The sequence below is a fragment of the Pseudonocardia zijingensis genome, from assembly GCF_042657305.1.
Taxonomy (GTDB): Bacteria; Actinomycetota; Actinomycetes; order Mycobacteriales; family Pseudonocardiaceae; genus Pseudonocardia; species Pseudonocardia zijingensis.
Genome location: NZ_JBHSKO010000019.1, coordinates 1 through 21,242, shown reverse-complemented (window position 1 = coordinate 21,242; position 21,242 = coordinate 1). Strand labels below are relative to the sequence as shown.

General features: G+C 73.0%; 21 protein-coding genes. 5 read left to right on the top strand and 16 right to left on the bottom strand.

What is annotated here, in order from left to right; translation table 11 throughout:
* Nucleotides 1-91 precede the first annotated feature (91 nt).
* The 6 genes from ACFPL3_RS29105 to ACFPL3_RS29080 form a co-directional block, all read right to left on the bottom strand.
* The gene (locus tag ACFPL3_RS29105) at nt 92-814 is read right to left on the bottom strand and encodes a dienelactone hydrolase family protein (RefSeq protein WP_343942022.1); all 723 of its coding nucleotides are present in this window, start codon (nt 812-814) and stop codon (nt 92-94) included.
* A 41-nt stretch (nt 815-855) separates the two neighbouring features.
* The gene (locus ACFPL3_RS29100) at nt 856-2,106 is read right to left on the bottom strand and encodes a PPE domain-containing protein (protein WP_379589755.1); all 1,251 of its coding nucleotides are present in this window, start codon (nt 2,104-2,106) and stop codon (nt 856-858) included.
* A gap of 20 nt (nt 2,107-2,126) precedes the next feature.
* Nucleotides 2,127-2,465: a hypothetical protein gene (locus ACFPL3_RS29095; protein WP_343945787.1), complete on the bottom strand. Its 339-nt coding sequence runs from the start codon at nt 2,463-2,465 to the stop codon at nt 2,127-2,129.
* Between the two features lie 98 nt (nt 2,466-2,563).
* On the bottom strand, nt 2,564-3,109 hold the full coding sequence (locus tag ACFPL3_RS29090; protein ID WP_343945786.1) for a DUF3558 domain-containing protein: 546 nt from the start codon (nt 3,107-3,109) through the stop codon (nt 2,564-2,566).
* Between the two features lie 157 nt (nt 3,110-3,266).
* A complete protein-coding gene (locus tag ACFPL3_RS29085) occupies nt 3,267-4,172 on the bottom strand; it encodes an acyl-CoA thioesterase (RefSeq protein WP_343945785.1) in 906 nt (301 codons plus the stop codon).
* A gap of 35 nt (nt 4,173-4,207) precedes the next feature.
* Nucleotides 4,208-4,681 (bottom strand): MarR family winged helix-turn-helix transcriptional regulator, encoded by a 474-nt coding sequence (locus ACFPL3_RS29080; protein WP_343945784.1) that lies wholly within the window; start codon nt 4,679-4,681, stop codon nt 4,208-4,210.
* Nucleotides 4,682-4,729: 48 nt separating this feature from the next.
* Here ACFPL3_RS29080 and ACFPL3_RS29075 point away from each other — a divergent pair, with 48 nt between their 5' ends.
* Nucleotides 4,730-5,833: a cytochrome P450 gene (locus ACFPL3_RS29075; RefSeq protein WP_343945783.1), complete on the top strand. Its 1,104-nt coding sequence runs from the start codon at nt 4,730-4,732 to the stop codon at nt 5,831-5,833.
* Nucleotides 5,834-5,837: 4 nt separating this feature from the next.
* On the opposite strand, the gene ACFPL3_RS29070 is transcribed toward ACFPL3_RS29075, so the two are convergent.
* The 5 genes from ACFPL3_RS29070 to ACFPL3_RS29050 all read right to left on the bottom strand — a co-directional run bounded on the left by ACFPL3_RS29070 (nt 5,838) and on the right by ACFPL3_RS29050 (nt 9,388).
* The gene (locus tag ACFPL3_RS29070) at nt 5,838-6,260 is read right to left on the bottom strand and encodes a GNAT family N-acetyltransferase (RefSeq protein ID WP_343945789.1); all 423 of its coding nucleotides are present in this window, start codon (nt 6,258-6,260) and stop codon (nt 5,838-5,840) included.
* Between the two features lie 68 nt (nt 6,261-6,328).
* A complete protein-coding gene (gene pyk / locus ACFPL3_RS29065) occupies nt 6,329-7,750 on the bottom strand; it encodes a pyruvate kinase (protein ID WP_343945782.1) in 1,422 nt (473 codons plus the stop codon).
* 71 nt (nt 7,751-7,821) lie between these two features.
* Nucleotides 7,822-8,253 carry a GlcG/HbpS family heme-binding protein gene (locus tag ACFPL3_RS29060; protein ID WP_343945781.1) on the bottom strand — a complete coding sequence of 144 codons (432 nt, stop codon included), beginning with the start codon at nt 8,251-8,253 and terminating at the stop codon, nt 7,822-7,824.
* Nucleotides 8,254-8,267: 14 nt separating this feature from the next.
* Entirely contained in the window at nt 8,268-8,678 is a 411-nt protein-coding gene (locus ACFPL3_RS29055) for a nitroreductase family deazaflavin-dependent oxidoreductase (protein ID WP_343945780.1), read from the bottom strand.
* Nucleotides 8,675-9,388, bottom strand: coding sequence for a M50 family metallopeptidase (locus tag ACFPL3_RS29050; protein ID WP_343945779.1), 714 nt, complete (start codon nt 9,386-9,388; stop codon nt 8,675-8,677). Before ACFPL3_RS29050 ends, ACFPL3_RS29055 begins: the two co-directional genes overlap by 4 nt.
* A gap of 70 nt (nt 9,389-9,458) precedes the next feature.
* On the opposite strand from ACFPL3_RS29050, the gene ACFPL3_RS29045 reads away from it, so the two are divergent.
* Entirely contained in the window at nt 9,459-10,364 is a 906-nt protein-coding gene (locus ACFPL3_RS29045) for a helix-turn-helix domain-containing protein (RefSeq protein ID WP_343945778.1), read from the top strand.
* A gap of 9 nt (nt 10,365-10,373) precedes the next feature.
* Here ACFPL3_RS29045 and ACFPL3_RS29040 read toward each other — a convergent pair whose 3' ends face one another.
* A complete protein-coding gene (locus ACFPL3_RS29040; RefSeq protein ID WP_343945777.1) occupies nt 10,374-11,009 on the bottom strand; it encodes a LysE family translocator in 636 nt (211 codons plus the stop codon).
* A 448-nt stretch (nt 11,010-11,457) separates the two neighbouring features.
* Nucleotides 11,458-13,197 carry a malto-oligosyltrehalose trehalohydrolase gene (gene treZ / locus ACFPL3_RS29035; RefSeq protein WP_343945776.1) on the bottom strand — a complete coding sequence of 580 codons (1,740 nt, stop codon included), beginning with the start codon at nt 13,195-13,197 and terminating at the stop codon, nt 11,458-11,460.
* 117 nt (nt 13,198-13,314) lie between these two features.
* On the opposite strand from treZ, the gene ACFPL3_RS29030 reads away from it, so the two are divergent.
* Nucleotides 13,315-13,878 carry a DJ-1/PfpI family protein gene (locus ACFPL3_RS29030; RefSeq protein WP_343945775.1) on the top strand — a complete coding sequence of 188 codons (564 nt, stop codon included), beginning with the start codon at nt 13,315-13,317 and terminating at the stop codon, nt 13,876-13,878.
* 196 nt (nt 13,879-14,074) lie between these two features.
* Here ACFPL3_RS29030 and treY read toward each other — a convergent pair whose 3' ends face one another.
* The 3 genes from treY to ACFPL3_RS29015 form a co-directional block, all read right to left on the bottom strand.
* Nucleotides 14,075-16,435, bottom strand: a complete 2,361-nt coding sequence (treY, locus tag ACFPL3_RS29025) for a malto-oligosyltrehalose synthase (protein ID WP_343945774.1) — start codon at nt 16,433-16,435, stop codon at nt 14,075-14,077.
* Nucleotides 16,432-18,588 (bottom strand): glycogen debranching protein GlgX, encoded by a 2,157-nt coding sequence (gene glgX, locus ACFPL3_RS29020; RefSeq protein ID WP_343945773.1) that lies wholly within the window; start codon nt 18,586-18,588, stop codon nt 16,432-16,434. The genes treY and glgX overlap by 4 nt, the downstream gene beginning before the upstream one ends.
* 176 nt (nt 18,589-18,764) lie before the next feature.
* A complete protein-coding gene (locus tag ACFPL3_RS29015; RefSeq protein ID WP_343945772.1) occupies nt 18,765-19,226 on the bottom strand; it encodes a PPOX class F420-dependent oxidoreductase in 462 nt (153 codons plus the stop codon).
* Nucleotides 19,227-19,267: 41 nt separating this feature from the next.
* Between ACFPL3_RS29015 and ACFPL3_RS29010 the strand changes: the two genes are divergently transcribed.
* Both ACFPL3_RS29010 and ACFPL3_RS29005 read left to right on the top strand, forming a co-directional pair.
* On the top strand, nt 19,268-19,693 hold the full coding sequence (locus ACFPL3_RS29010) for an HIT family protein (protein ID WP_343945771.1): 426 nt from the start codon (nt 19,268-19,270) through the stop codon (nt 19,691-19,693).
* A 203-nt stretch (nt 19,694-19,896) separates the two neighbouring features.
* Entirely contained in the window at nt 19,897-21,141 is a 1,245-nt protein-coding gene (locus tag ACFPL3_RS29005) for an MFS transporter (protein WP_343945770.1), read from the top strand.
* The last annotated feature ends 101 nt before the right edge of the window (nt 21,142-21,242 follow it).

Here is a 21,242-nt window from a genome sequence, read left to right as displayed (position 1 = left end):
GGATCCCGGACACGCGCAGGTGTACACCAGGGCGAAGTCGACGTGCCGGCGGCGCACGAGGAACTGCGTGAGGACCGGCACGACCTCCTTCCTAGTCGATCGACCTGCGCCCGTCGAGGTGCTCGCGGAAGAACGCGACGATGCGGCGGTGGGCGTCCTCGGCGGTGGGGGCGTGGTACTCGGCCCGGAACGGCGTGTACTTCGTCAGCGCCCCGATCAGGCCGGGCGGCCTGCTCTGGAAGGAGTGGCCCGCCTCGGGGTAGGTGCGGACGTCGTGCGGCACGCCGAGCTCCGTGAGCCGGGCCTCGAGGCGGTCGCCGAAGCCGCGGGTGGTGCGGTCGCGCCCGCCGTAGCTGGCGACGAGCGGGCACGCGCGCGGCACCGGCATCGGGAGGTTGTAGAACGGGGCGCTGACCTTGTAGCGGCCGCTGCCCGCCAGCAGCAGCGCGAAGCTGCCGCCGAGGCAGAAGCCGATGGTGCCGATCCGCTCGGCGTCGACCTCGGGGCGGTCGGCCAGCCAGCGGCGGGCGGCCTCGATGTCGTCGAGCTCGCGGCCGTGGCCGCGCCGCACGGTGCGCATCGCCCGCGCCACGCACAGGGCGGTGACCCGGCCGCGCGCGAACAGGTCGGGGATGAGCACCGCGTACCCCTCGGCGGCGAGGTCGCGGGCGATGCGCCGCATCTCGTCGTTCATGCCGAACGCCTCGTAGATCATCACCAGCGCGGGGTACGGCGGTTCGCCGGTGCGGGGCAGCGTGAGCACGCCGGGCAGCGAGAACCCGTCGTCGGCTGCGAGGCGGATCTCCGTCTGCACACCGGGGACGCTACCGGTGCCGGACGCATCCCGATCGTCGTTCACCTGCTGGGTGGAGGGTCGTCGGGGGTGATCACGGCCGGGGTGAACCAGCGGTCGTCGAGGAAGGCGCCGGAGTCGTCGAGGAGGTAGTCGGGCCTGCGGCGTTCCCGCTCCTGCGTGCCGGGCGCCCCGGCGGCGAACGGCGGGTACAAGCCGCCCAGCGCGGCGGGTCCGCCCGGCCGCGCCCCGGCGGGAGGTGCGGACCCGCCGGGCCGCGGTGAGGGCTCGCGCACGGAGCGACCGAGGGGCGGCTCGGCGGTGGTGGCGCGGGCGCCGGGTGGGAGGGCGCTGCTCCCGGGCGCGGGTGGGCCGCCTGCCGGCGTGCGCGGGATGCGGGGGATGACGTCGCGCCAGCCGGGCGGCGGTGTGGCCCGCGCCGGTGGGCCGGGGACGGTGGGGAGGACCCCGCCCGGCGGCGTACCCGGGCTCCCGGGCGGCGCCGGGGGCACGACCGGGCCGGGCGGTACGACGCCGGGTGGGGGTGCGCCGGGGGCCAGGGGCAGGCCGGTCGATGCCGCCGGGACGGCCGGTGCGCCGGGCACGGGTGGCGGCACGACGGGTGCGATCGGTGCCGGCGGAACGGCCGCGGACGGCGGCTGAGGCGGGACGGCCCCGGCGGGCGTGGGGGCCGCGGAAGGCGGCGCTGGGGGGAGGCCGCCGCCTGGCGGTGGTGGGGGGATGTCCGCGAGCGGGGTGGGAACCGGCAGGTCGACGCCCCCTGGCGGTGCCGGCGCGGAGGCGACCGTGACCTGCGGCGGGAACGGCCAGGAGGTCCAGAAGTCGCGGTTGCCCTCCGAGCCCTCGGTGTAGTGCTTCATCAGCTCGATCGCGCGGGCCGAGCGGTTGGCGGCGTCCTCCTCCACGGCCTGCAGGTCGTCGAGGCCGTGGAAGATGTACGTCGGGTCCGTCAGGGCTTCCCCGATCGCCGCGTTCCGCTGCTCGGTGAGCGGCTCCGGCATGTGCTCCCGGACGTAGTTCGCCTGCAGCCCTTGCCCGGTGACCGCCGCCGCCGTCAGCTTCGCCTGCCTCGCCGCGTCGAGGGCCCACTGCCCGAGCGGGGTCATCGCCGACCGCGTGGCGTCGGCCGCGCCGCCCTCCCACTCCGCCGCCGACGCGGCGATCGCCGACGCGATCCGCTCGTCGATCCGCACGATCAGCGCCTCCGCCTCCTTCCACGCGTCCTCCGCAGGCCCCGAGACCGCCGCACCGGGGCCCTGGTGCACGGCCGCGTAGATCTCGTCGTGGCTCATGCCCTCCCAGCGGATGTCGTTCACGCCTGCCGGCCCAGGCCTCTTGCGATCTCGGCCTCGGTGGCGAGGTACTGCGCCTCCATGGCCTTGAGGCTGTCGCGGATGGCGATCAGGCTGTTGACGTACTCGGTGATGGCGGCGTAGGCGCCGTCGGGAGCCTCCATCACCACGGCGTTGTAGTGGGTTTGCATTGCGCTGCTGACCTGGTCGCCCATCCACGGCTCGGGGATGAATGCCGAGCTCCCGAGACGCTGGACCTGCAACCGAAGCTCTGCGATGGACTCCTCGAATACGGCCTTGATCGACTGCAGAGCCTGCGGTTCGACACGAAGAGTGACAGCGGGTTGCGGCTCGGGCATTTCATCCTCGCTTCCGTAGTCGCGTCCACGCTACGGTCCCCGGCTCAAATCCGAGGGCTATCCACCTGCATCGTTCACAACTGTGAACGGTCGCTCGGTCAGCGAAGAGCGATGAGCGTGTCGAGCACAGCGTCGGCCGCTCGCTCTGCGTCTGCGCAGAGCGACTCCACCGGTGCGCTGGCGTCCGGCCCGTCGAGCCGAAAGTTGACATCAACGGCCTGACCAGAGGCGACGTCGATGACGACGCTGCAGAACGAGGGGTTCCTGGGCGCGATCGCCACGACAGCTGGATAGTCCTGGACGTGGGCCTGCCGGATGTCGGCTGCGAGGTTGCCGGACAGATAGAGTTCTACGCCAGTTGTGCCGATGAGTGCGACGCCCAGCGATATCGAACGCGGCTGGAATCCGCCGAACAAGCACAGCGGAATGTCGGTGCCGGGATATGGTGGCAGGGGCCCGACGTCCGAGCGCGGTTCCGCGTCCAACCCCAATTCCGCCCGCTGGGCCTCGGTGAGCAGCGAGCAGGGGTCGACTCCGTCGATCCGGACCTCCCGCGGCCGGGTGGGTGCCGGGGGTTCGGCCGGCCCGGCTTGCCCGGTGATGGTGGTGCAGCCGGCGAGGAGGAGCACGACCACGACCACCACCGCACTCCGCGCCCGGCCCACAGGTGCACCGTAGCGGGCCGGTCACGCTCTGGGGTGACATCCGCGGAGATCGTCATGATCACGAAGTCGGCGCGTTCCCGGGCGAAATCGACATGGGAACGCGCCGACTCCGTGATCATGCAGGCTGTGGCCGCGCTCAGGTGCGGCGGCGCAGGCGCACCAGGCCTTCCTGCACGGTGGTGGCCACCAGTCGGCCGTCCTCGGTGGTGAACCGGCCGGTGGCGAGCCCGCGGGAGCCGGAGGCGGTGGGGGAGTAGCAGGTGTAGAGCAGCCACTGGTCGGCGCGGAAGGGGCGGTGGAACCACATGGCGTGGTCCAGGCTCGCCATCTGCAGGCGGTCGAAGGGGACGTCGTGGCGGGCGACCACCGAGCCGAGGAGGGTCATGTCGCTGGCGTAGGTGAGCAGGCAGACGTGGAGCAGGGGGTCGTCGGGCAGGGTGCCGTCGGCGCGCATCCACACCCGCACCGGGGCGTCGGTGGGGCCGGTGCGGGCGCTGGACCAGGCCGGTTCGTCGACGAACCGCATGTCGATCGGTCGGGGTTCGCGGGCGAGCCAGCCGGCGCCGTCGCCGCGCGCCACCCGCTCGCCGACGGTGGGGAGGGTGTCGGGTGCGGGCACGCCGGTCGGAGCGGGCTCGCTGTGCTCCAGGCCCTCCTCGTGCAGCTGGAACGAGGCCGACAGGGAGAAGATCGCCTCGCCGTGCTGGATCGCCAGGACGCGGCGGGTGGTGAAGGAGCGGCCGTCGCGCACGCGTTCGGTGTCGTAGACGATCGGGACGCGGGGGTCGCCGGGCCGGATGAAGTAGGCGTGCAACGAGTGGACCGAGCGGTCGGCCGGCACGGTGCGGACCGCGGCGACGAGGGCCTGGCCCGCCACCTGCCCGCCGAACACGCGGGTGGGGCGCTCGGGTGGGCTGACCCCGCGGAACAGGTTGACCTCCAGCTGCTCCAGGTCGAGGAGCTGGACCAGCCCGTCGAGGACGGCCTGGCCGCGCGGCACGCCGTCGGCGTCGGTCTGGGGTACGGCGGGCGTACGCGTCACCGCGGCATCCTCTCAGCTCCGGCGGCGCCGGGCGGTCAGGGAGTGGAGCGGTAGGCGCGCTGTTCCTCCGCGATCGCGCGCAGGTAGCCCACCACGGTGGCGCTGCCCTCGGGGTCGAGGCCGTCGGCCACGCGGTCGAAGCGGGCGAGCAGCGGGCCCAGCTGCGCCATGACGGCGTGCCACCCGGTGTCGGTCATCTCGAGGATCACGCGGCGGCGGTCGTGCGGGTGGCGGACGCGCCGGATGTGCCCGGTGCCCTCGAGCCGGTCGACGAGCTCCGTGGCCGATGCGGACCGCATCCCGAGTCGGTTGCCCAGCTCGACCGGGCCGAGGGGATCGGTGGCCTCGGCGAGGATGCTCAGCGCCCGCACGTCGTTGTAGGGCAGGCCCAGTCGCTGGGCCAGCACGTGCCCGGCGTCGGTGGCGGCGCGCATCACCTCCCAGAGCGCCCACGTCGGTTCGGCGGCCGCCCAGCGGGTGCGTTCCCTGGACTCGATCTCGTCGGGCACGGATCCATGTTACGTTAGCTAGGCAGCCTAGTGACTTGGGAGCCGAAAGTGCTGGACGCCCCGACCGCCCCCGTGGACCCGTTCGCGACCGTCGTCCGGCGGATCGACGAACCCGGCACCGGCGCCGCGCTACGGGCGGCCGGCCCGGTGGTGCGCGCCGAGGCGCCGGCGGGTGGCCCGGTCTGGATCGTCACGGAGGCCGCGCTGGCCCGGAGGGTGCTGGCTGACGAGCGCGTCGTGAAGGACCCCGCGTTCGCCCCGGTGGACTGGAACCGGTGGGCGGCGGGACTCGAGCCGACCGCGGCCGAGCAGCCGTCGCTCACCACGCTGGACGGGCCGGCGCACGCGGCGCTGCGCAAGGCGCACGCCCCGCTGTTCGGCGCCCGCCGGATGCAGGGGTACGCGGGGCGGATCGCCGAGATCGCCAGGGAGCAGCTGGCCGTCGACGGCACGGTCGACCTCGCGGCCGACTTCACGACGCGGTTCCCCCTCACCGTGATCTGCGAGCTGCTCGGCGTACCCGCCGACCGGGTGGACCAGGCGGTCGAGGCCTGCGCCGGGATGGGCAGCTACGGCCCGGCCGAGTTCGCGAAGGTGCTGGGGTCGTTCGCCGAGCTCGCCGCGGCCGCGCTGGAGGCGGGCGGGGGCATGGCCGTCGAGCTGCGCGAGCGGGTGCCGGAGGGGATGACCGACCAGGAGCTGAGCTACCTGCTGTTCGGGCTGATCTTCGCCAGCCAGATCACCACGGACTCCGCGCTCGGGTTCCTCGTCGCGAGCGCGCTCGGCGACCCGTCGGACGATCTGGTGCGCGACGTCCTGCGCCGGCACCCGCCCGCCCCGTACACGCTCTGGCGGTTCACGCGCACCGAGGTCGACCTCGACGGCGTGCGGCTACCGGAACGGGCGCCGATCCTCGTCCACCTCGCGGGGATCAACGCCGCGGGCGAGGGGCAGGGCCTGCCGTTCGGCGCGGGCCCGCACTACTGCATCGGCGCGCAGCTGGCACTGGTGGAGATGCAGGTCGTGGCCGACGTGCTGGCGGCCGACTTCCCCGACGCCCGGCTCGCGGTGCCCTACGACGAGCTGCGCCGGGTCGACCGCGGCGTGCAGGGGAGCAGGCTGGTGGAGCTGCCGGTGGTGCTGCGCGGGTGACCGGTCAGCGCGGGACCGTGCGGACCCACTCCTCCTCGTTCGTCGCGGGGTTGCTCGGCAACGGCTGCCGGCGTCCGGTCGGCGCGAACCCCGCGCGCCGGTAGACCGCGGCCGCGGCGGTGTTGCCGTCGGCCGCCCAGAGCGCCACCTCGCGGGCTCCGTCGCGGTCCGCCCACGCGACGACGGCGGCCACGAGCGCGGCCGCGATGCCGTGGCCGCGGTGCTCCGGGGGCACCCACAGGGAGATCAGGTCACGGCGTGCCGGCAGCCCGTCGTATGACGGCGTGCCGATCGCGAGCCCGGCCGGTTCTCCGTCCACCTCCGCGACGAAGCAGGCCCGGCGGGCTACGCGATCACGCCAGCGATCATCCGGCTCCGCCCGCTCCCGCTCGTGGGTGGACGCGAACGCGCCCGGGGCGTCGAGCAGGGCAGCGAGCCGGAGCTCGCGCAGCGTGGCCCACTCCGCCGGGCCGAGCCTGCGGACGACCGCGCGCGTCAGGCGTGGTCCTCCTCGCCCAGGCGGTGGACGCGGATGAGGTTGGTGGAGCCGATGGTGCCGGGCGGCGAGCCGGCGACGATCACGACGAGGTCACCGGGCTGGAACCGCGCGATCGACAGCATGGCGTGGTCGACCTGGCGGACCATGGCGTCGGTGGACTCGACGTAGTCGACGAGGAAGGTCTCCACGCCCCAGCTCATGGCCAGCTGGCTGCGCACCTCGGGGGCCGGGGTGAACGCGAGCAGCGGCAGCCGCGTGTGCAGGCGGGCGAGCCTGCGGACCGTGTCGCCGGACTGCGTGAACGCCACGAGCGCGCGGGCGGAGAGCCGCTCGCCGATGTCGCGCGCCGCGTAGGACAGCACGCCCCGCTTGGTGCGCGGCACGTGGTTGAGCGGCGGGACCGAGACCGGCCCGTCCTCGACGGCCTCGATGATGTCGGCCATCGTGGCGACCGACTTGATCGGGTAGCGCCCGACGCTCGTCTCGCCCGAGAGCATCACGCAGTCGGCGCCGTCGAGCACGGCGTTGGCGACGTCGGACGCCTCCGCGCGCGTGGGCCGCGAGTTCGTGATCATCGAGTCGAGCATCTGGGTGGCGACGATGACCGGCTTGGCGTTCTCGCGCGCGATCTGGATGGCGCGCTTCTGCACCAGCGGCACGTGCTCCAGCGGCAGCTCGACGCCCAGGTCGCCGCGGGCGACCATGATGCCGTCGAACGCGAGGACGATGGCCTCGAGGTTGTCGACGGCCTCCGGCTTCTCGAGCTTGGCGATGACCGGCAGCCGGGCGCCCTTGCTGTCCATGATCTTGTGGACGACGTCGATGTCGGCCGGGCTGCGCACGAACGACAGCGCGATGGTGTCGACGCGCAGGTCGAGCGCGAACTCGAGGTCTGAGCAGTCCTTCTCGGTGAGCGCGGGCACCGACACGTTCATGCCGGGCAGCGAGATGCCCTTGTTGTCGCTCACCGGGCCGCCCTCGGTGACGCGGCAGACGACGTCCTCGCCCTCGACCTTGACCACCCGCAGGGCGACCTTGCCGTCGTCGACGAGCAGGCGGTCCTCGGGGCGGGCGTCGGTGGCGAGACCGGCGTAGGTGGTGGACACGCGGTCGTGGGTGCCCGCCACGTCCTCGACCGTGATCCGCACCTCCTCGCCGGTGCGCCACTCGACGGGCCCGCCCGCGAAGCGGCCCAGCCGGATCTTGGGGCCCTGCAGGTCGCCCATGATCCCGACCGCGCGGCCCTCGGCGTCGGCCGCGGCCCGGACCATGTCGTAGACCCGCTTGTGGTCGTCGCGGTTGCCGTGGCTGAAGTTCAGGCGGGCGACGTCCATACCCGCCTGCACGAGCTCGCGGATCCGGTCCGGCGTCGCCGTGGCGGGACCGATGGTGCAGACGATCTTGGTACGTCGGCTCACGCGATCGAGTCTAGCGCCTGGACTGGAACGATCAGGTCCAGGTTAGGCATCGATTCAGGGAACGTTTCAGATCATGCGCCCGTCTCCGCCACCAGGCCCGCGGCCTCGATGCCCGCCACCGCCGCTGCCTCGTCGTTCAGCGAGGCGTCACCGCTGATGCCGACGGCTCCGAGCAGCTGTCCCTCGCCGTCGCGGACGAGCACGCCGCCCGGCACCGAGACGACCTTGCCGCCGGCCAGGCCCACGAGCGAGGTGTAGATGTCGGGCGACGCCTCGGCGCGCGCGGCGAGCGCGCGGCTGTTCATGCCCATGCCCAGCAGGCCCCACGCCTTCGCGGTGGCGAGGTCGGGCCGCAGGTAGCCCGAACCGTCCTGGCGGCCCAGCGCGACGAGCGCGCCGCCCGGGTCGAGCACCGCGACGGTGAGGGGCTGGAAGCCCTGCTCGGTGCCGTGCTGAAGGGCGGCGCGGACGATGGTCTGGGCCTGGTCGAGTGTGATCGGCATGCGCCGATCCTGCCTCAGGACACCCGGGTGAGCCGCACCAGCGGGATGGTCCGCTCCGTCTTGGCCTGGTAGTCGGCGAACCCGGAGGCCTTCGCGGTGATGCGCTCCCACAGCTCGTCACGCTCGGCGCCGGTGACCTCCTCGGCCACCACGGTGTAGGTCTCCGTGCCGACCTCGACCCCGATCTTCGGGTTCGCCTTGAGGTTGTGGAACCACGCCGGGTGCTTCGGGGCCCCGCCCGCGGAAGCGACGATGATCGTGCGCTGGTCGTCCTCGGGGAAGTGCACCAGCGGTGTGACCCGCTCGGTGCCCGACTTCGCGCCCACGTGGTGGACGAGGATCATGTCGGCGCCCTCGAACATCCCGCTGACGCGGCCGCCGTTGGCGCGGAACTCGTCGATGATCTGCTGGTTCCAGTCGCTCACGCGATTCCTCCGGTGAAGAGCAGCACCCCGGCCGCGACGACCGCGGCCACCGCGAGCAACCAGAACAGCAGCACCCACATTCCGCGGGGCACCCCGGTGAGGGAGCCGAGCATGTCCGCGTCGGACGCGCCGCGGCGCCTGCTGCGCTGCAGCTCGTGGACGGCCCGCACGCCCCCGAACAGCAGGAACCAGCACAAGGCCGCCGCGAACCCGTCCTGCAGCCGCGGCTCGCCCCACCAGGCGACGGCCCCGACGAGCGCCCCCGTGGCCAGCACGGAGAACACGCCGTAGGCGTTGCGGACGTGCACCAGCGTGGTGACGAGCAGGCCGATCGCGATCCACAGCATCAGGCCCGCGAGGTCGGCCGCCACCAGGAGGGCGCCCCCGAGCCCGAGCAGCGAGGGCGCCGGGTAGCCGCCGAGGAACGTGAACACCAGCCCCGGCCCGCGCCGCGCCCCGGTGGAGACCGTGAGCCCGGACGTATCGGCGTGCAGCCGGATCCCGGTGAGGCCGCGCCCGGCGAGCACCGCCACGAGCGCGTGCCCGCCCTCGTGCGCGATCGTCACGACGATCCGCGTCCAGTACCAGGTGGCCGACCAGCCGACGGCCACCAGCGCGAGCGCCGCGGCGAGCAGCACGACGGGCCGCTCGTCGACCAACAGGGTGACGGCGTCGACGACGCGTTGGACCGAGGTCGTGCCGTCACCCACGCGAGCCAGTCTGGCACGAGGGAGAATCGGCCTTGACCTTCCAGTCGCTGGAGACTCCAGGATCGGATCCATGGCCGAGGAACACCTGCTGACGATCGGGCAGCTCGCCCGCCGCACGGGCGTGCCGGTCCGCACCATCCGCTTCTGGTCCGACGAGGGCGTGCTGCCCGAGACGGACCGCTCGTCCGGCAACTACCGCCGGTACGACAGCCGGGCGGTGGCGCGGCTCGACCTCGTGCGCACACTGCGCGAGCTCGGCATGGGGCTGGACGACGTCCGGCTCGTGCTCGAGCGCAGGCGCAGCGTGGAGGAGGTCGCCGCCGCGCACGTGCAGGCCATCGACCACCAGATCCGCGTCCTGCGCACGCAGCGCGCCGTGTGCACGCTGCTCGCGCGGGGCGCTCCCACCCCACGGAAGGCAGCACTGATGAACGACCTCGCCCGGCTCTCCGCCGCCGAGCGCCGCCAGATGATCGACGAGTTCGTCGACGCCACGTTCGCCGGCACCGACCCGAACGCCCCCGGCGCCGGGATCGCCGACAACATGCGGATGCTCCCGACCGAACTCCCCGACGAACCGACCACCGAGCAGGTGGAGGCGTGGGTGGAGCTCGCCGAGCTCGTGCAGGACCCGGCGTTCCGCGCGCGGGCTCGGGAGATGGCCGTGGCCGGCTCGGAGGCCGGCCCCGACCAGCCGCAGTTCGACCCCGGCCCGATCGTCGAGCACGCCGGCGCCGCCGTCGAGTCCGGCATCGCACCGGACTCGCCCGAGGGGCAGGAGGCCCTCGCCCGGATCATCGAGCCCTATATGGACGCGACGGCCCGCGACGAGCTGGCCACCACGATCGAGACCTTCACCGACCGCAGGGTCTCGCGCTACTGGGACCTGCTGGGCATCCTCAACGGCTGGGGCCGCCCGCCGTCGCAGATCGAGCCGTTCGAGTGGTTCGCAGCCGCCCTGCGCGCCCACGGCTGACCGCGGCGGTCAGTCCTTGCGGCCGGTGAGCGCCAGGCCCGCGCCCATCACGATCAGGGAGGTGCCACCGATCCCGCCCATCCACCGCAGCCGGGCGGGGGAGGTGGCGAACCAGGCGCGGGCCGTGCCGGCGGCGAGGCCCCACGCGCTGTCCAGCGAGGCCGCGATGATCGCGAAGAGCAGCCCGAGCACCAGCATCTGGGTGGTCGGGCTGCCCACCGCGGTGTCGACGAACTGCGGCAGCACGGCGGCGAAGAACACCAGCACCTTGGGGTTGGTGGCCCCGACGACGAGGCCCTGCAGGAACAGGCGCCCGTCGGCGGGAGCCGCGGGCTCGCCGAGGCGGCCGAGCAGGTCGCCGCGCTTGCGGATGGTCTGCACGCCCAGGTAGACGAGGTAGGCCGCGCCGACCAGCTTGAGCACGGTGAACACCGCGATCGACTGCGCCGCGATCGTGCCGAACCCCAGTGCGACGACGAGCACCACGAGCGACGCCCCCGCGGTGTTGCCCGCGACGCTCGCCAGGGCCGCCCGCCTGCCGTGCGCCAGCGCGCGGCCCACGATGAACAGCACGCTGGGGCCGGGGATGATCACCAGGATGACGCCCGCCAGCGTGAACGTCAGCAGTGTCTGCAAGGACGGCACCCGCCGACACTAACGCCGACGGGCGCCGTGGCCGACCGTGTTTCTCTGCCGCGAAGCCGGCCCGCACGATGCGCGGCGCCGCCAGGAGGGCGCCTACCAGGGCATGATCACGACTTTGGCGCAAACGCGGGCGTTTTCGCCCCGGGAATGCGCCAACTCCCTGATCATGACCCCTTGCGCTCCGGGGCGTCGGTCAAGGGCAGATGATCTTCAGGAGCGACCATTTCTCCTTGATCGCCGCGAAACCTCCGGCTTCGCCCCTCCAGGGGAGACCGCCACCAGGATGCCGCGCGGCGAGGGCATGATCGTTGTGTGGGCGCGAAACCCGACGCGAGGCGTCGGGAAACGTGCCCGACTGGCGATCTTGACCTGTGAGGGGCGGCCCGCCGAAGGGCCCGGCCACCCGCACCGGGCCCCGTCGCGCTCGGCAGCGTGGCGGAGCCGTCCCTCAGCTCAGCTTCACCACGGCGAACGACTCGGGCGGCAGCGCGATCGTCGTGCCGTCCCCCTTCACCGGCTCCGAGGCCAGCAGGATCCGGTCGACCGGGGCCTGCAGGTCGAGGGTGACGGCATCGGCGCCGAGGTTGCACGTCACCCGCAGCGTGCCGCGGTGCAGCACCACGGTGCGGGCGGTGTCGTCGCCGCCCACCCCCACCTCGTCGAGCCACGGGTCGGACAGCTCCGGCCACTGCTTGCGCAGCGTGATCAGCTCGCGGTGCACCCGTAGGAGGGTGGCGTGCGGTTCCTGTGCGGGCTCGTCCCAGTCGAGCTTCGAGTCGAGGAACGTGCTCTCCGCGTTCGGGTCGGGCACCTCCGTCTCGCCCCACCCGTGCTCGGCGAACTCGCGGCGCCTGCCCTCGCGCACGGCGTCGCGCAGCTTCTCGTCGGGGAAGTAGGAGAAGAACTGCCACGGCGTGCGGGCGCCCCACTCCTCGCCCATGAACAGCATCGGCGTGAACGGCGAGCAGAGCACGAGCGCCGCACCGCAGGCCAGCAGGCCGGGGGAGAGGGTCTGGCTGAGCCGGTCGCCGGTGGCGCGGTTGCCGATCTGGTCGTGGTTCTGCAGGTACGCGAGGAAGCGGTGGCCGGGGATGCGCCGGGTGTCCACCGGCGCGCCGTGGCTGCGCTGCCGGAAGCTCGACCACGTGCCCTCGTGCAGGAACGCGCGCGTGAACACGTGGGCCAGGCCCGTGATGCCTGCGGTGGCGAAGTCGGCGTAGTAACCCTGCGACTCCCCCGTGAGCACGGCGTGCAGGCTGTGGTGGATGTCGTCGCACCACTGTGCGTGCAGCCCGTACCCGCCGCCGTCGCGGGCGGTGACCAGCCTGGGGTCGTTCAGGTCGGACTCCGCGATCAGCGACAGCGGCCGCCCCACGTGCGCCGACAGGGCCTCGACCTCGACGGCCAGCTCCTCGAGCAGGTGCGTGGCGCGGCTGTCGTGCAGCGCGTGCACGGCGTCGAGCCGCAGGCCGTCGACGTGGAAGTCGCGCAGCCACATGAGCGCGTTGTCGATCGCGTAGCGGCGCACCTCGTCGGAGTACGCGCCGTCGAGGTTGAGCGACGGCCCCCAGATGTTGCTGCCCGCGAAGTAGGGGCCGAACCGGTCGAGGTAGGCCCCCGACGGGCCGAGGTGGTTGTAGACGACGTCGAGCACGACGCCCAGCCCGTGGGCGTGGCAGGCGTCGACGAAGCGCTTGAACGCGTCCGGCCCGCCGTAGTTCTCCGTGACCGCGTACCAGCCGACGCCGTCGTAGCCCCAGTTGCGCGGCCCGTCGACCGCGTTGACCGGCAGCACCTCGACCATGTCGACGCCCAGGCCCACGAGGTGGTCCAGCCGCTCGGTCGCCGCGTCGAAGGTGCCCTCGTCGGTGAACGTGCCGATGTGCAGCTCGTACAAGACGCTGCCGGGCAGCTGACGGCCGGTCCAGGCGCGGTCGGTCCAGAAGAAGGCGGATTCGTCGTACACGCGCGACGCGCTGTGCACCCCGGTGGGCTGCCAGCGCGAGCGCGGGTCGGGCAGCGGCTCCTCGTCGTCGTCGAGCAGGAAGGCGTAGGCGGTCCCGGGCGCGGCGTCGTCGACGGTGGCCCGCCACCAGCCCGCGTCGTCGGAGGACATGTCGTGCGCGGTGCCGTCCACCAGCACCCGTACGCGCTGGCGCTGCGGCGCCCACACAGCGAACTCGGTCACGTCGGACGATCCTGCCTCCCTTCGCGCCGGCGCGCGCCTCGGGGCCCGCGGGGGGCTGTCGCGGCGGGTGCGAGATCCATACAGTGGACGGGATCCGGCGAGGGGAAGGAGCGGGCGATGGCGCGCGTGCTGGTCCTGACGGGAGATGCGGCCGAGGAACTCGACTCGATGTACCCGGTGTTCCGCCTGCGCGAGGGCGGGCACGAGGCGGTCGTCGCCGCCCGCACCACGCGCGCGGTGAAGCTCGTGGTGCACGACTTCGAGCCCGACTGCGACGCCTACACCGAGAAGCCCGGCCACCTGCTGCCCGTCGACCTGGCGTTCGCCGACGTCGACCCGGCGCAGTTCGACGCCCTGGTGATCCCGGGCGGGCGGGCCCCCGAGTACATCCGCACCGATCCCGACGTGGCACGTATCGTCACGCACTTCTTCGAGCGCGGCCTCCCGGTGGGCACGATCTGCCACGGCGCGCAGGTGCCGGCCGCCCTCGGGCTGCTGCGTGGTCGCACCACGGCCGCGTTCCCGCCGTTGAAGGCCGACGTCGAGCAGGCCGGAGCCACCTTCGTCGACGCCCCTGACGTCGTCGATGGGGCGATGGTGTCCTGCCGCGGCTGGCCGGATCTGCCCGAGTGGTCGCGCGCCTTCATGCAGGTGCTGGAGAAGGCGAGCGTCCCGGCCTGACGGCTCGCACACCACCTGTGGTGCTGACACACCGGTTGCAGTCGGTGTGTGAGCGATCGGGGTTGTGTGCGAGCAGCTGAGGGCGCTCGGGAGGCCGCGACGCGGCGGCCGGCGGGGCTCGCACACCACCCGTGGTGCGGGCACACCGGATGCAGTCGGTGTGTGACCACTACAACCGGTGTGCGAGGGACCCGGGTTACGCCGGGCGGACCAGCAGCGCCACCGGGTAGCGGGACAGCAGGTCCGCCACCTTCGGGGTGGCGCCCTCCACCGCGGTGTCGGTGATGACGTCGTGCCAGTCGCTGGTGCCCTCGGGCAGGGGGAGCACCGTGTCGCCCCAGCCGCCACGGGCCGCGAGCCGCACGGGCAGCCGCGTGGCCACCGCCACCAGCGACGCCGATCGCGCGAACGCGACGGCGTGGTCGGCGGCGTCGCCCTGCGCGGGCAGCGGCCGGTAGCCGGTGAACACCTCGGGCCGGTAGCGGCGCAGCCGCAGCGCGCTGGCCGTGACGAGCAGCTTCGCCGCGCCCTCCGCGTCGATCTCGGGCAGCCAGCCCTCGTCGAGGCGGGCGAGCAGCTTGCGGCGGGCGGCCCAGTCGACGGGGCGGCGGTTGTCCGGGTCGACGAGCGAGTACTCGAACAGCTCGGTGCCCTGGTAGACGTCGGGCACGCCGGGCCCCGCGATCTGCAGCAGCTTCTGGCCGAGGGAGTTGGAGCGGCCCGGCGCGGCGATGCGGGCCACGAACTCCTCGATCTGGGCGACGAGCTCGCCGTCGGCCAGCACCTGCGCGGGCCAGGCCGCGATGGCCTCGTCGACCTCGGGCACGGGCTCGACGTGGCTCGTGACGACTTTGGCCTCCTTGGCCGCCTTCAGCAGGTACGCCGACATCCGCTCGGCCGGGATCGGCCAGGCGCCCACGAGGTTCTGCCACGCCAGCAGCTCCAGCGACCGGTCGGGCAGCGGGTGCGCGGCCGCCCACCGGCGCACCAGCCGCGCCCACTCGGCCGGGATCTCGGCGAGCACGGCGAGGCGGGCGCGGACGTCCTCGGAGCGCTTGGTGTCGTGGGTGGAGAGCGTGGTCATGGTGGCGGGCCACGACGCCTCCCGCGCGGCGAGCGACCGGTGGAACTCCTCCGGCACCACGCCGAACCGGGACGGGTCGCCGCCCACCTCGTTGAGCGCGACGAAGCGGTTCCACCGGTAGAACGCGGTGTCCTCGACGCCCTTGGCCATCACCATCCCGGACGTCTGCTGCACGCGGGTGGCCAGGTCGCCCGCCGGGTCGGCGAGCATGGCGGCGCGGATCGCGGCCAGGACGTCGGCGAGGTCGGGCCGGTGGGTGCGGGCCACGGCCACGGCGGTCTCGAGCGCCGCCCGGCCCTCCGGGAGGTAGCTGCGGTAGACCGGGAAGCCGCACAGGAGCTCGGCGACGGCCGCCCGCACGCGGTCGGCGGCCTCGCCCGGCTCGGCCTCGGTGCTGGGTGCGGCCTCCGGCACCGGCACCAGCGCGGCGATCCGGCGCACCTCGGCGGCGAGGATGGTGTCGGCCACCTCGCGGCGGGCCGCGTGCTCCGCGGCGTGCGCCGACTCCTTGCGGCCCGTGTGCTCGGCCGCGAGCTGGGTGAGCACGCCGGCCCCGTCGGGGTCGACGAACACGCCCTGCAGCTCGCGCAGCGACTCGTAGCCGGACGTGCCGTTGACCGGCCACGACGCCGGCAGTTCCTCACCGACGGCGAGGATCTTCTCCACCAGCAGCCAGCGGTCGGGCCCGATCGCGGCGCGCAGCCGCCGCACGTATCCGCCGGGGTCGGACAGCCCGTCGGGGTGGTCGACGCGGATGCCGTCGACCTCGCCCGCCTCGACCCAGCGCAGGATCTCCCGGTGGGTCTTCTCGAAGATCTCCGGCAGCTCCACCCGCACGGCCGCGAGCGTGGACACGTCGAAGAACCGGCGGTACGTCAGCTCGGCGGCGCCGCGCTTCCACGAGACGAGGCGGTAGTGCTGGCGCTCGTGCACCTCCTGCGCGGTGCCGGTGTCGCCGGTGCCGGGCGCCACCGGGAACGTGCGCTCGTAGTACTGCAGCCGCGTGCGGTCCTCGGAGAGGGAGAGCTCCGAGAGCGCCTTCTCCTCGTCGGCGTCGAGGACGGGCAGCAGGAGCGGGCCCGCGTCCCAGTCGATGTCGAACGTGGCCGCGTGCTCCGACTCCCTGCCGTGGGTGAGCACGTCCCACCACCAGGGGTTCGCCGCCGCGTCGTCGACGCCGACGTGGTTGGGCACGATGTCGACGACGAAGCTCAGCCCGTGCTCGCGCACCGCCGCGACCAGCGCCCGGCGGCCCTCCTCGCCGCCGCGCTCGGCCGAGACCCGGGTGGGGTCCACGACGTCGTAGCCGTGGTTGGACCCGGCGCCGGACTCCAGCATCGGGGAGGCGTACACCGCGCCGACGCCGAGCGCGTCGAGGTAGGGCACGAGCGCTGCCGCGTCGGTGAACGTGGTGTCCTTCGACAGCTGCAGGCGGTAGGTCGAGCTGGGTGCGGGGGAGTGCGACCGGTTCACGAGCCCGCCGCCTGCTGCAGGACCACCACCGACCGGGCAGGCACCCGGTGCACGCTGCCGCCGTCCACCATGACCGGCTCGGCCGCCGCGACGCCCGGGGTGGTGGCGAGCGTGACCACCTCGCCGGTGGCGGTGTCGACCACCACCGCCCATCGCGCCCCGTACTCCGGCCCCGGGAGCGTGACGTCGATGTCCTCGTAGTGGGCGTTGAGGCAGAGCAGGAACGAGTCGTCGACGACGGGTTCGCCGCGCGTGTCGGCCTCGGCCATGCCGTGGCCGTTGAGGAACACGGTGACGCACTTGCCGAAGCCGGAGTCCCAGTCCTGCTCGGTCATCTCCTCGCCTGCCGGGGTGAACCAGGTGATGTCGGCGAGCGCGCCCGCCTTGCGCCTGCCCACCGGGCGGCCCTCGAAGAACTTGCGTCTGCGGAACACCGGGTGCGCGTTGCGCAGGGCGGTGACGCCGGAGGTGAAGTGCACGAGCGGCGCGTTCTTCGTGGCGAGCGACCAGTCCACCCAGGACAGCTCGTTGTCCTGGCAGTAGACGTTGTTGTTGCCGCCCTGGGTACGGCCCAGCTCGTCGCCGTGCAGCAGCATCGGCACGCCCTGGCTGAGCATCAGCGTGGTGATGAAGTTGCGCTGCTGGCGCGCCCGCAGCGCGAGCACGGCCTCGTCGTCGGTGGGGCCCTCCACCCCGCAGTTCCACGAGCGGTTGTGGCTCTCGCCGTCGTTGCCGCCCTCGAGGTTGGCCTCGTTGTGCTTCTCGTTGTACGAGACCAGGTCGGCGAGGGTGAAGCCGTCGTGCGCCGTGACGAAGTTGATCGAGGCGTAGGGGCGGCGGCCGTCGTCCTGGTAGAGGTCGGAGCTGCCGGTGATGCGCGAGGCGAACTCGCCGAGCGTGCCCGGCTCGCCGCGCCAGAAGTCCCGGACGGTGTCGCGGTACTTGCCGTTCCACTCCGTCCACAGCGGCGGGAAGTTGCCGACCTGGTAGCCGCCGGGGCCGACGTCCCACGGCTCGGCGATCAGCTTCACCTGGCTGATCACCGGGTCCTGCTGCACGAGGTCGAAGAACACCGACAGCCGGTCGACGTCGTAGAACTCGCGGGCGAGCGTGGACGCGAGGTCGAACCGGAAGCCGTCGACGTGCATCTCGGTGACCCAGTACCGCAGCGAGTCCATGATCAGCTGCAGCGTGTGCGGGTTGCGCACGTTCAGCGAGTTGCCGGTGCCGGTGTAGTCCATGTAGTAGCGCGGGTCGTCCTCGACCAGCCGGTAGTACGCGGCGTTGTCGATCCCGCGCAGCGAGAGGGTGGGGCCCAGGTGGTTGCCCTCGGCGGTGTGGTTGTAGACCACGTCGAGGATCACCTCGATGCCCGCGTCGTGCAGGTCGCGGACCATCGCCTTGAACTCCTGCACCTGGTTGCCCGTGCGCCCGGACGACGTGGCGTAGGCGTGGTGCGGGGCCAGGAAGGCGATCGTGTTGTAGCCCCAGTAGTTGGAGAGGCCCTTCTCCTGCAGGTGGTGGTCGTTCAGGAACTCGTGCACCGGCATGAGCTCCACCGCCGTGACCCCGAGCGTCTTCAGGTGCTCGATCATCACCGGGTGCGCGAGACCGGTGTAGGTGCCGCGCAGCTCCTGGGGGATCTCCGGGTGGTTGATCGTGAGGCCCCGCACGTGGGCCTCGTAGATCACGGTCTCGTGGTACGGGGTGCGCGGCGCGCGGTCGGTTCCCCAGTCGAAGAACGGGTTGACCACCACCGACTTCGGCACGAACGGCGCGGAGTCGGTGTCGTTGCGCCCCTCCTGCTCCCCGAACGGGTAGCCGAACACCGCCTCGTCCCACACCACGGGGCCGTCGAGCGCCTTGGTGTACGGATCGATCAGCAGCTTGTTCGGGTTGCACCGCAGGCCCTGGCCGGGGTCGTAGGGCCCGTGCACCCGGTACCCGTAGCGCTGGCCCGGTTCGACGCCGGGCAGATACCCGTGGTGGACGAACCCGTCCACCTCGGTGAGCGGGATGCGCGTCTCCTTGCCGCGCGCGCTGAACAGGCACAGCTCCACCCGCTCGGCGACCTCGGAGAACAGCGTGAAGTTGGTGCCCGACCCGTCGTAGGTGGCACCCAGGGGATAGGCGTGGCCTGGCCACGGCCGCATGGTTCCTCCGGCGTACTCGTGAGTCAGCGCCCGGCCGCGGCCGTCTGTACTCGGTCATGTGCTCCCGGCGGGAAGCCCCGCCCTCGCGGCCTTCTTCTGCCGCGCGAGAGGTTACCGGGGTACCCCGCCCGCGTGCCGGGACACGGCGCGGGCGCGTGTGGGCGCAGTCGCGTGCGTCACGCGAGGCGCGCCGGGAACCCCCCGGTGGCCACCGGGCCCCAGCGGACCGGGGTGACCCGGATCAGCGCCTTGCCCTGCTCGTGCATCGCGCGCCGGTACTCGTCCCAGTCCGGGTGCTCGCCGGAGATGCAGCGGAAGTACTCGACGAGGGGTTCCACGGCATCGGGCAGCGTCAGCAGCTCGGCGTCGCCGTCCACCTGCACCCAGGCGCCGTTGAACTCGTCGGACAGCACGATGACCGACGCCTTCCCGTGCCGCGTGACGTTCACCGCCTTCGCGCGTTCCGGGTAGGTGGACACCACGATGCGGCCTTCGGCGTCGACGCCGCCGGTGACCGGCGAGCCCTGCCACCCGCCGTCCGAACGCGGCGTCAGCAGGATCATCTTGTGGCGGCAGCGGATGAAGTCGACCAGTGCGTCGCGGTCGACGGGTGTGTTCGTCGCGATGGTGCGGACCATGGCCTTCGAGCCTACTGCGGGCGCCGATACCCTTCCCGACGATGAGCACTCTCTTCACCCGGATCATCGACGGTGAACTGCCCGGCCGTTTCGTCTGGTCGGACGACCGCGCCGTCGGCTTCCTGTCGATCAACCCGCTCGGCCCCGGCCACACGCTCGTGGTGCCGCGCGCCGAGGTCGACCACTGGGTCGACGCCGAGCCGGACCTGCTGGCGCACCTCACGTCCGTGTCCCACGCGGTGGGCAAGGCCGTGCGCGACGTCTGGCAGCCCCCGCGCGTGGGCCTCATCGTGGCCGGCTTCGAGGTGCCCCACCTGCACGTCCACGTCTTCCCCGCCTGGGACATGCGGGCCTTCGACTTCGCCAACGCGGCACCCTCGGTGGAGGCCCAGGAGCAGGAGGGGCACGCCGAGAAGCTCCGCGCCGCCCTGCGCGCGGCCGGCCACGGGGAGCACGTCCCCTCCTGAGGCCACCGGCCGTCGCTCTCCGTCACGATTTCCCGGCGCTTCCCGCCCTCGGGTGGCGCAGCGGGTGACGCAGCGGAGGCGTTGTTGCGACCCGTGGGCGGCACCAGGCAGCATGCCGGGCGGGCGACACGCACAGCGCATGATCATTTACCGTCGGTGGATCGAGCGACCCGGTCGGGGCGGTGCGAAGGGGGAACGACCGGATGGCGGGTAGCGGACTCGGCGCCGTGTTCCGCGTGCCCGAGTTCCGCGTGCTGTGGGTCGCCGAGCTCTTCTCCATCGCGGGCGACCAGCTCGCCCGGGTGGCGCTGGCCGTGCTCGTCTACGGGCGCACCGGCTCCGCCATGTGGTCCGCCGTCGCCTACGCCCTGACCTTCCTGCCCGCCCTGCTCGGCGGCGTGCTGCTGTCCGGGCTCGCCGACCGCTACCGCCGCCGCGAGGTGATGATCGTCGCGGACGTGCTGCGGGCCGTGCTCGTGGCGGTCATGGCGATCCCCGACCTCCCGCTGTGGGTGCTGTGCGCCGTGCTCGTGGTCGTCGTGCTCCTCGGCTCGCCGCACACCGCGGCGCAGGGTGCGCTCTTCCCGGAGGTCCTGCGCGGCGAGCTGTACGAGCGGGGTCTCGCGGTCCGCCAGATCACCAGCCAGAGCGCCCAGCTGGTCGGGTTCGCCACCGGTGGCCTGCTCGTCGCGGCCATGAGCCCCTCCGTCGCGCTGCTCGGCAACGCCGCCACGTTCGCCCTGTCGGCCGTCGTGCTGCGCATCGGGGTGACCGACCGCCCCGCACCCGCCTCCGACGGCGGCGACCACGCCACCGGTGGGCTGCGCGGGATCGTCGCCGGCATCGTCGAGATCGCGACCGACCGGCGGCGGCGCGCGCTCGTGCTGCTCGCCTGGCTCATCGGCTGGTACGTCGTGCCCGAGGCGCTCGCCGCCCCGTACGCCGCCGACCTCGGTGCCGGACCGGCCACGGTCGGGCTGCTCATGGCGGCCGACCCGCTCGGCAGCGTGCTCGGGGCATGGCTGTTCGTGAGGTTCGTGCCCGCGGCCACGCGCGCACGGCTCGTCGGCGTGATGGCCGTGGCGGCCGGGGTCCCGCTGGCGCTGTGCATCCTGCGCCCGGGTGTCGCCGTCACGCTCGTGCTGTGGGCGGTGTCCGGGATGCTCTCCACGGCCTACTTGTTGCAGACGCAGGCCAGCTTCGTGCGCGCCACCCCGGACGGGGGACGTGGCCGCGCGATCGGCGTGGCCGCGTCCGGGATCATCGCGGCGCAGGGTGCCGCGGTGCTCCTCGGAGGGCTGCTCGCCGACGCGTCGGACCCCGTGACCGCCGTCGCCGTCGCAGGCGTGGCCGGGGCGGTGATGTCCGCCGGCGGGGCCGTGGCCTGGCATCGCGCCAACCCGCACGCCGATGCCGTGGCCGAACCCGCGGCGCTGCGCCGCGGCTGACCCGCCGACCGTGGGGACGCCCTCGGCGTCACCAGTTCTTGCCGCGCATGGGGGGTCCTTTCTGTGTGTGGTGGGTGGGGGTGGTTGGTTCACCAGTTCTT

What these genes read in the sequence shown, in the direction of transcription:
- ACFPL3_RS29095 (WP_343945787.1), bottom strand. Translation starts at nt 2,465, where the DNA reads ATGCCCGAGCCGCAACCCGCTGTCACTCTTCGTGTCGAACCGCAGGCT.
- ACFPL3_RS29030 (WP_343945775.1), top strand. Translation starts at nt 13,315, where the DNA reads ATGGCGCGCGTGCTGGTCCTGACGGGAGATGCGGCCGAGGAACTCGAC.
- ACFPL3_RS29045 (WP_343945778.1), top strand. Translation starts at nt 9,459, where the DNA reads ATGGCCGAGGAACACCTGCTGACGATCGGGCAGCTCGCCCGCCGCACG.
- glgX (WP_343945773.1), bottom strand. Translation starts at nt 18,588, where the DNA reads ATGCGGCCGTGGCCAGGCCACGCCTATCCCCTGGGTGCCACCTACGAC.
- ACFPL3_RS29060 (WP_343945781.1), bottom strand. Translation starts at nt 8,253, where the DNA reads ATGCCGATCACACTCGACCAGGCCCAGACCATCGTCCGCGCCGCCCTT.
- ACFPL3_RS29010 (WP_343945771.1), top strand. Translation starts at nt 19,268, where the DNA reads ATGAGCACTCTCTTCACCCGGATCATCGACGGTGAACTGCCCGGCCGT.
- ACFPL3_RS29005 (WP_343945770.1), top strand. Translation starts at nt 19,897, where the DNA reads ATGGCGGGTAGCGGACTCGGCGCCGTGTTCCGCGTGCCCGAGTTCCGC.
- ACFPL3_RS29100 (WP_379589755.1), bottom strand. Translation starts at nt 2,106, where the DNA reads ATGAGCCACGACGAGATCTACGCGGCCGTGCACCAGGGCCCCGGTGCG.
- ACFPL3_RS29015 (WP_343945772.1), bottom strand. Translation starts at nt 19,226, where the DNA reads ATGGTCCGCACCATCGCGACGAACACACCCGTCGACCGCGACGCACTG.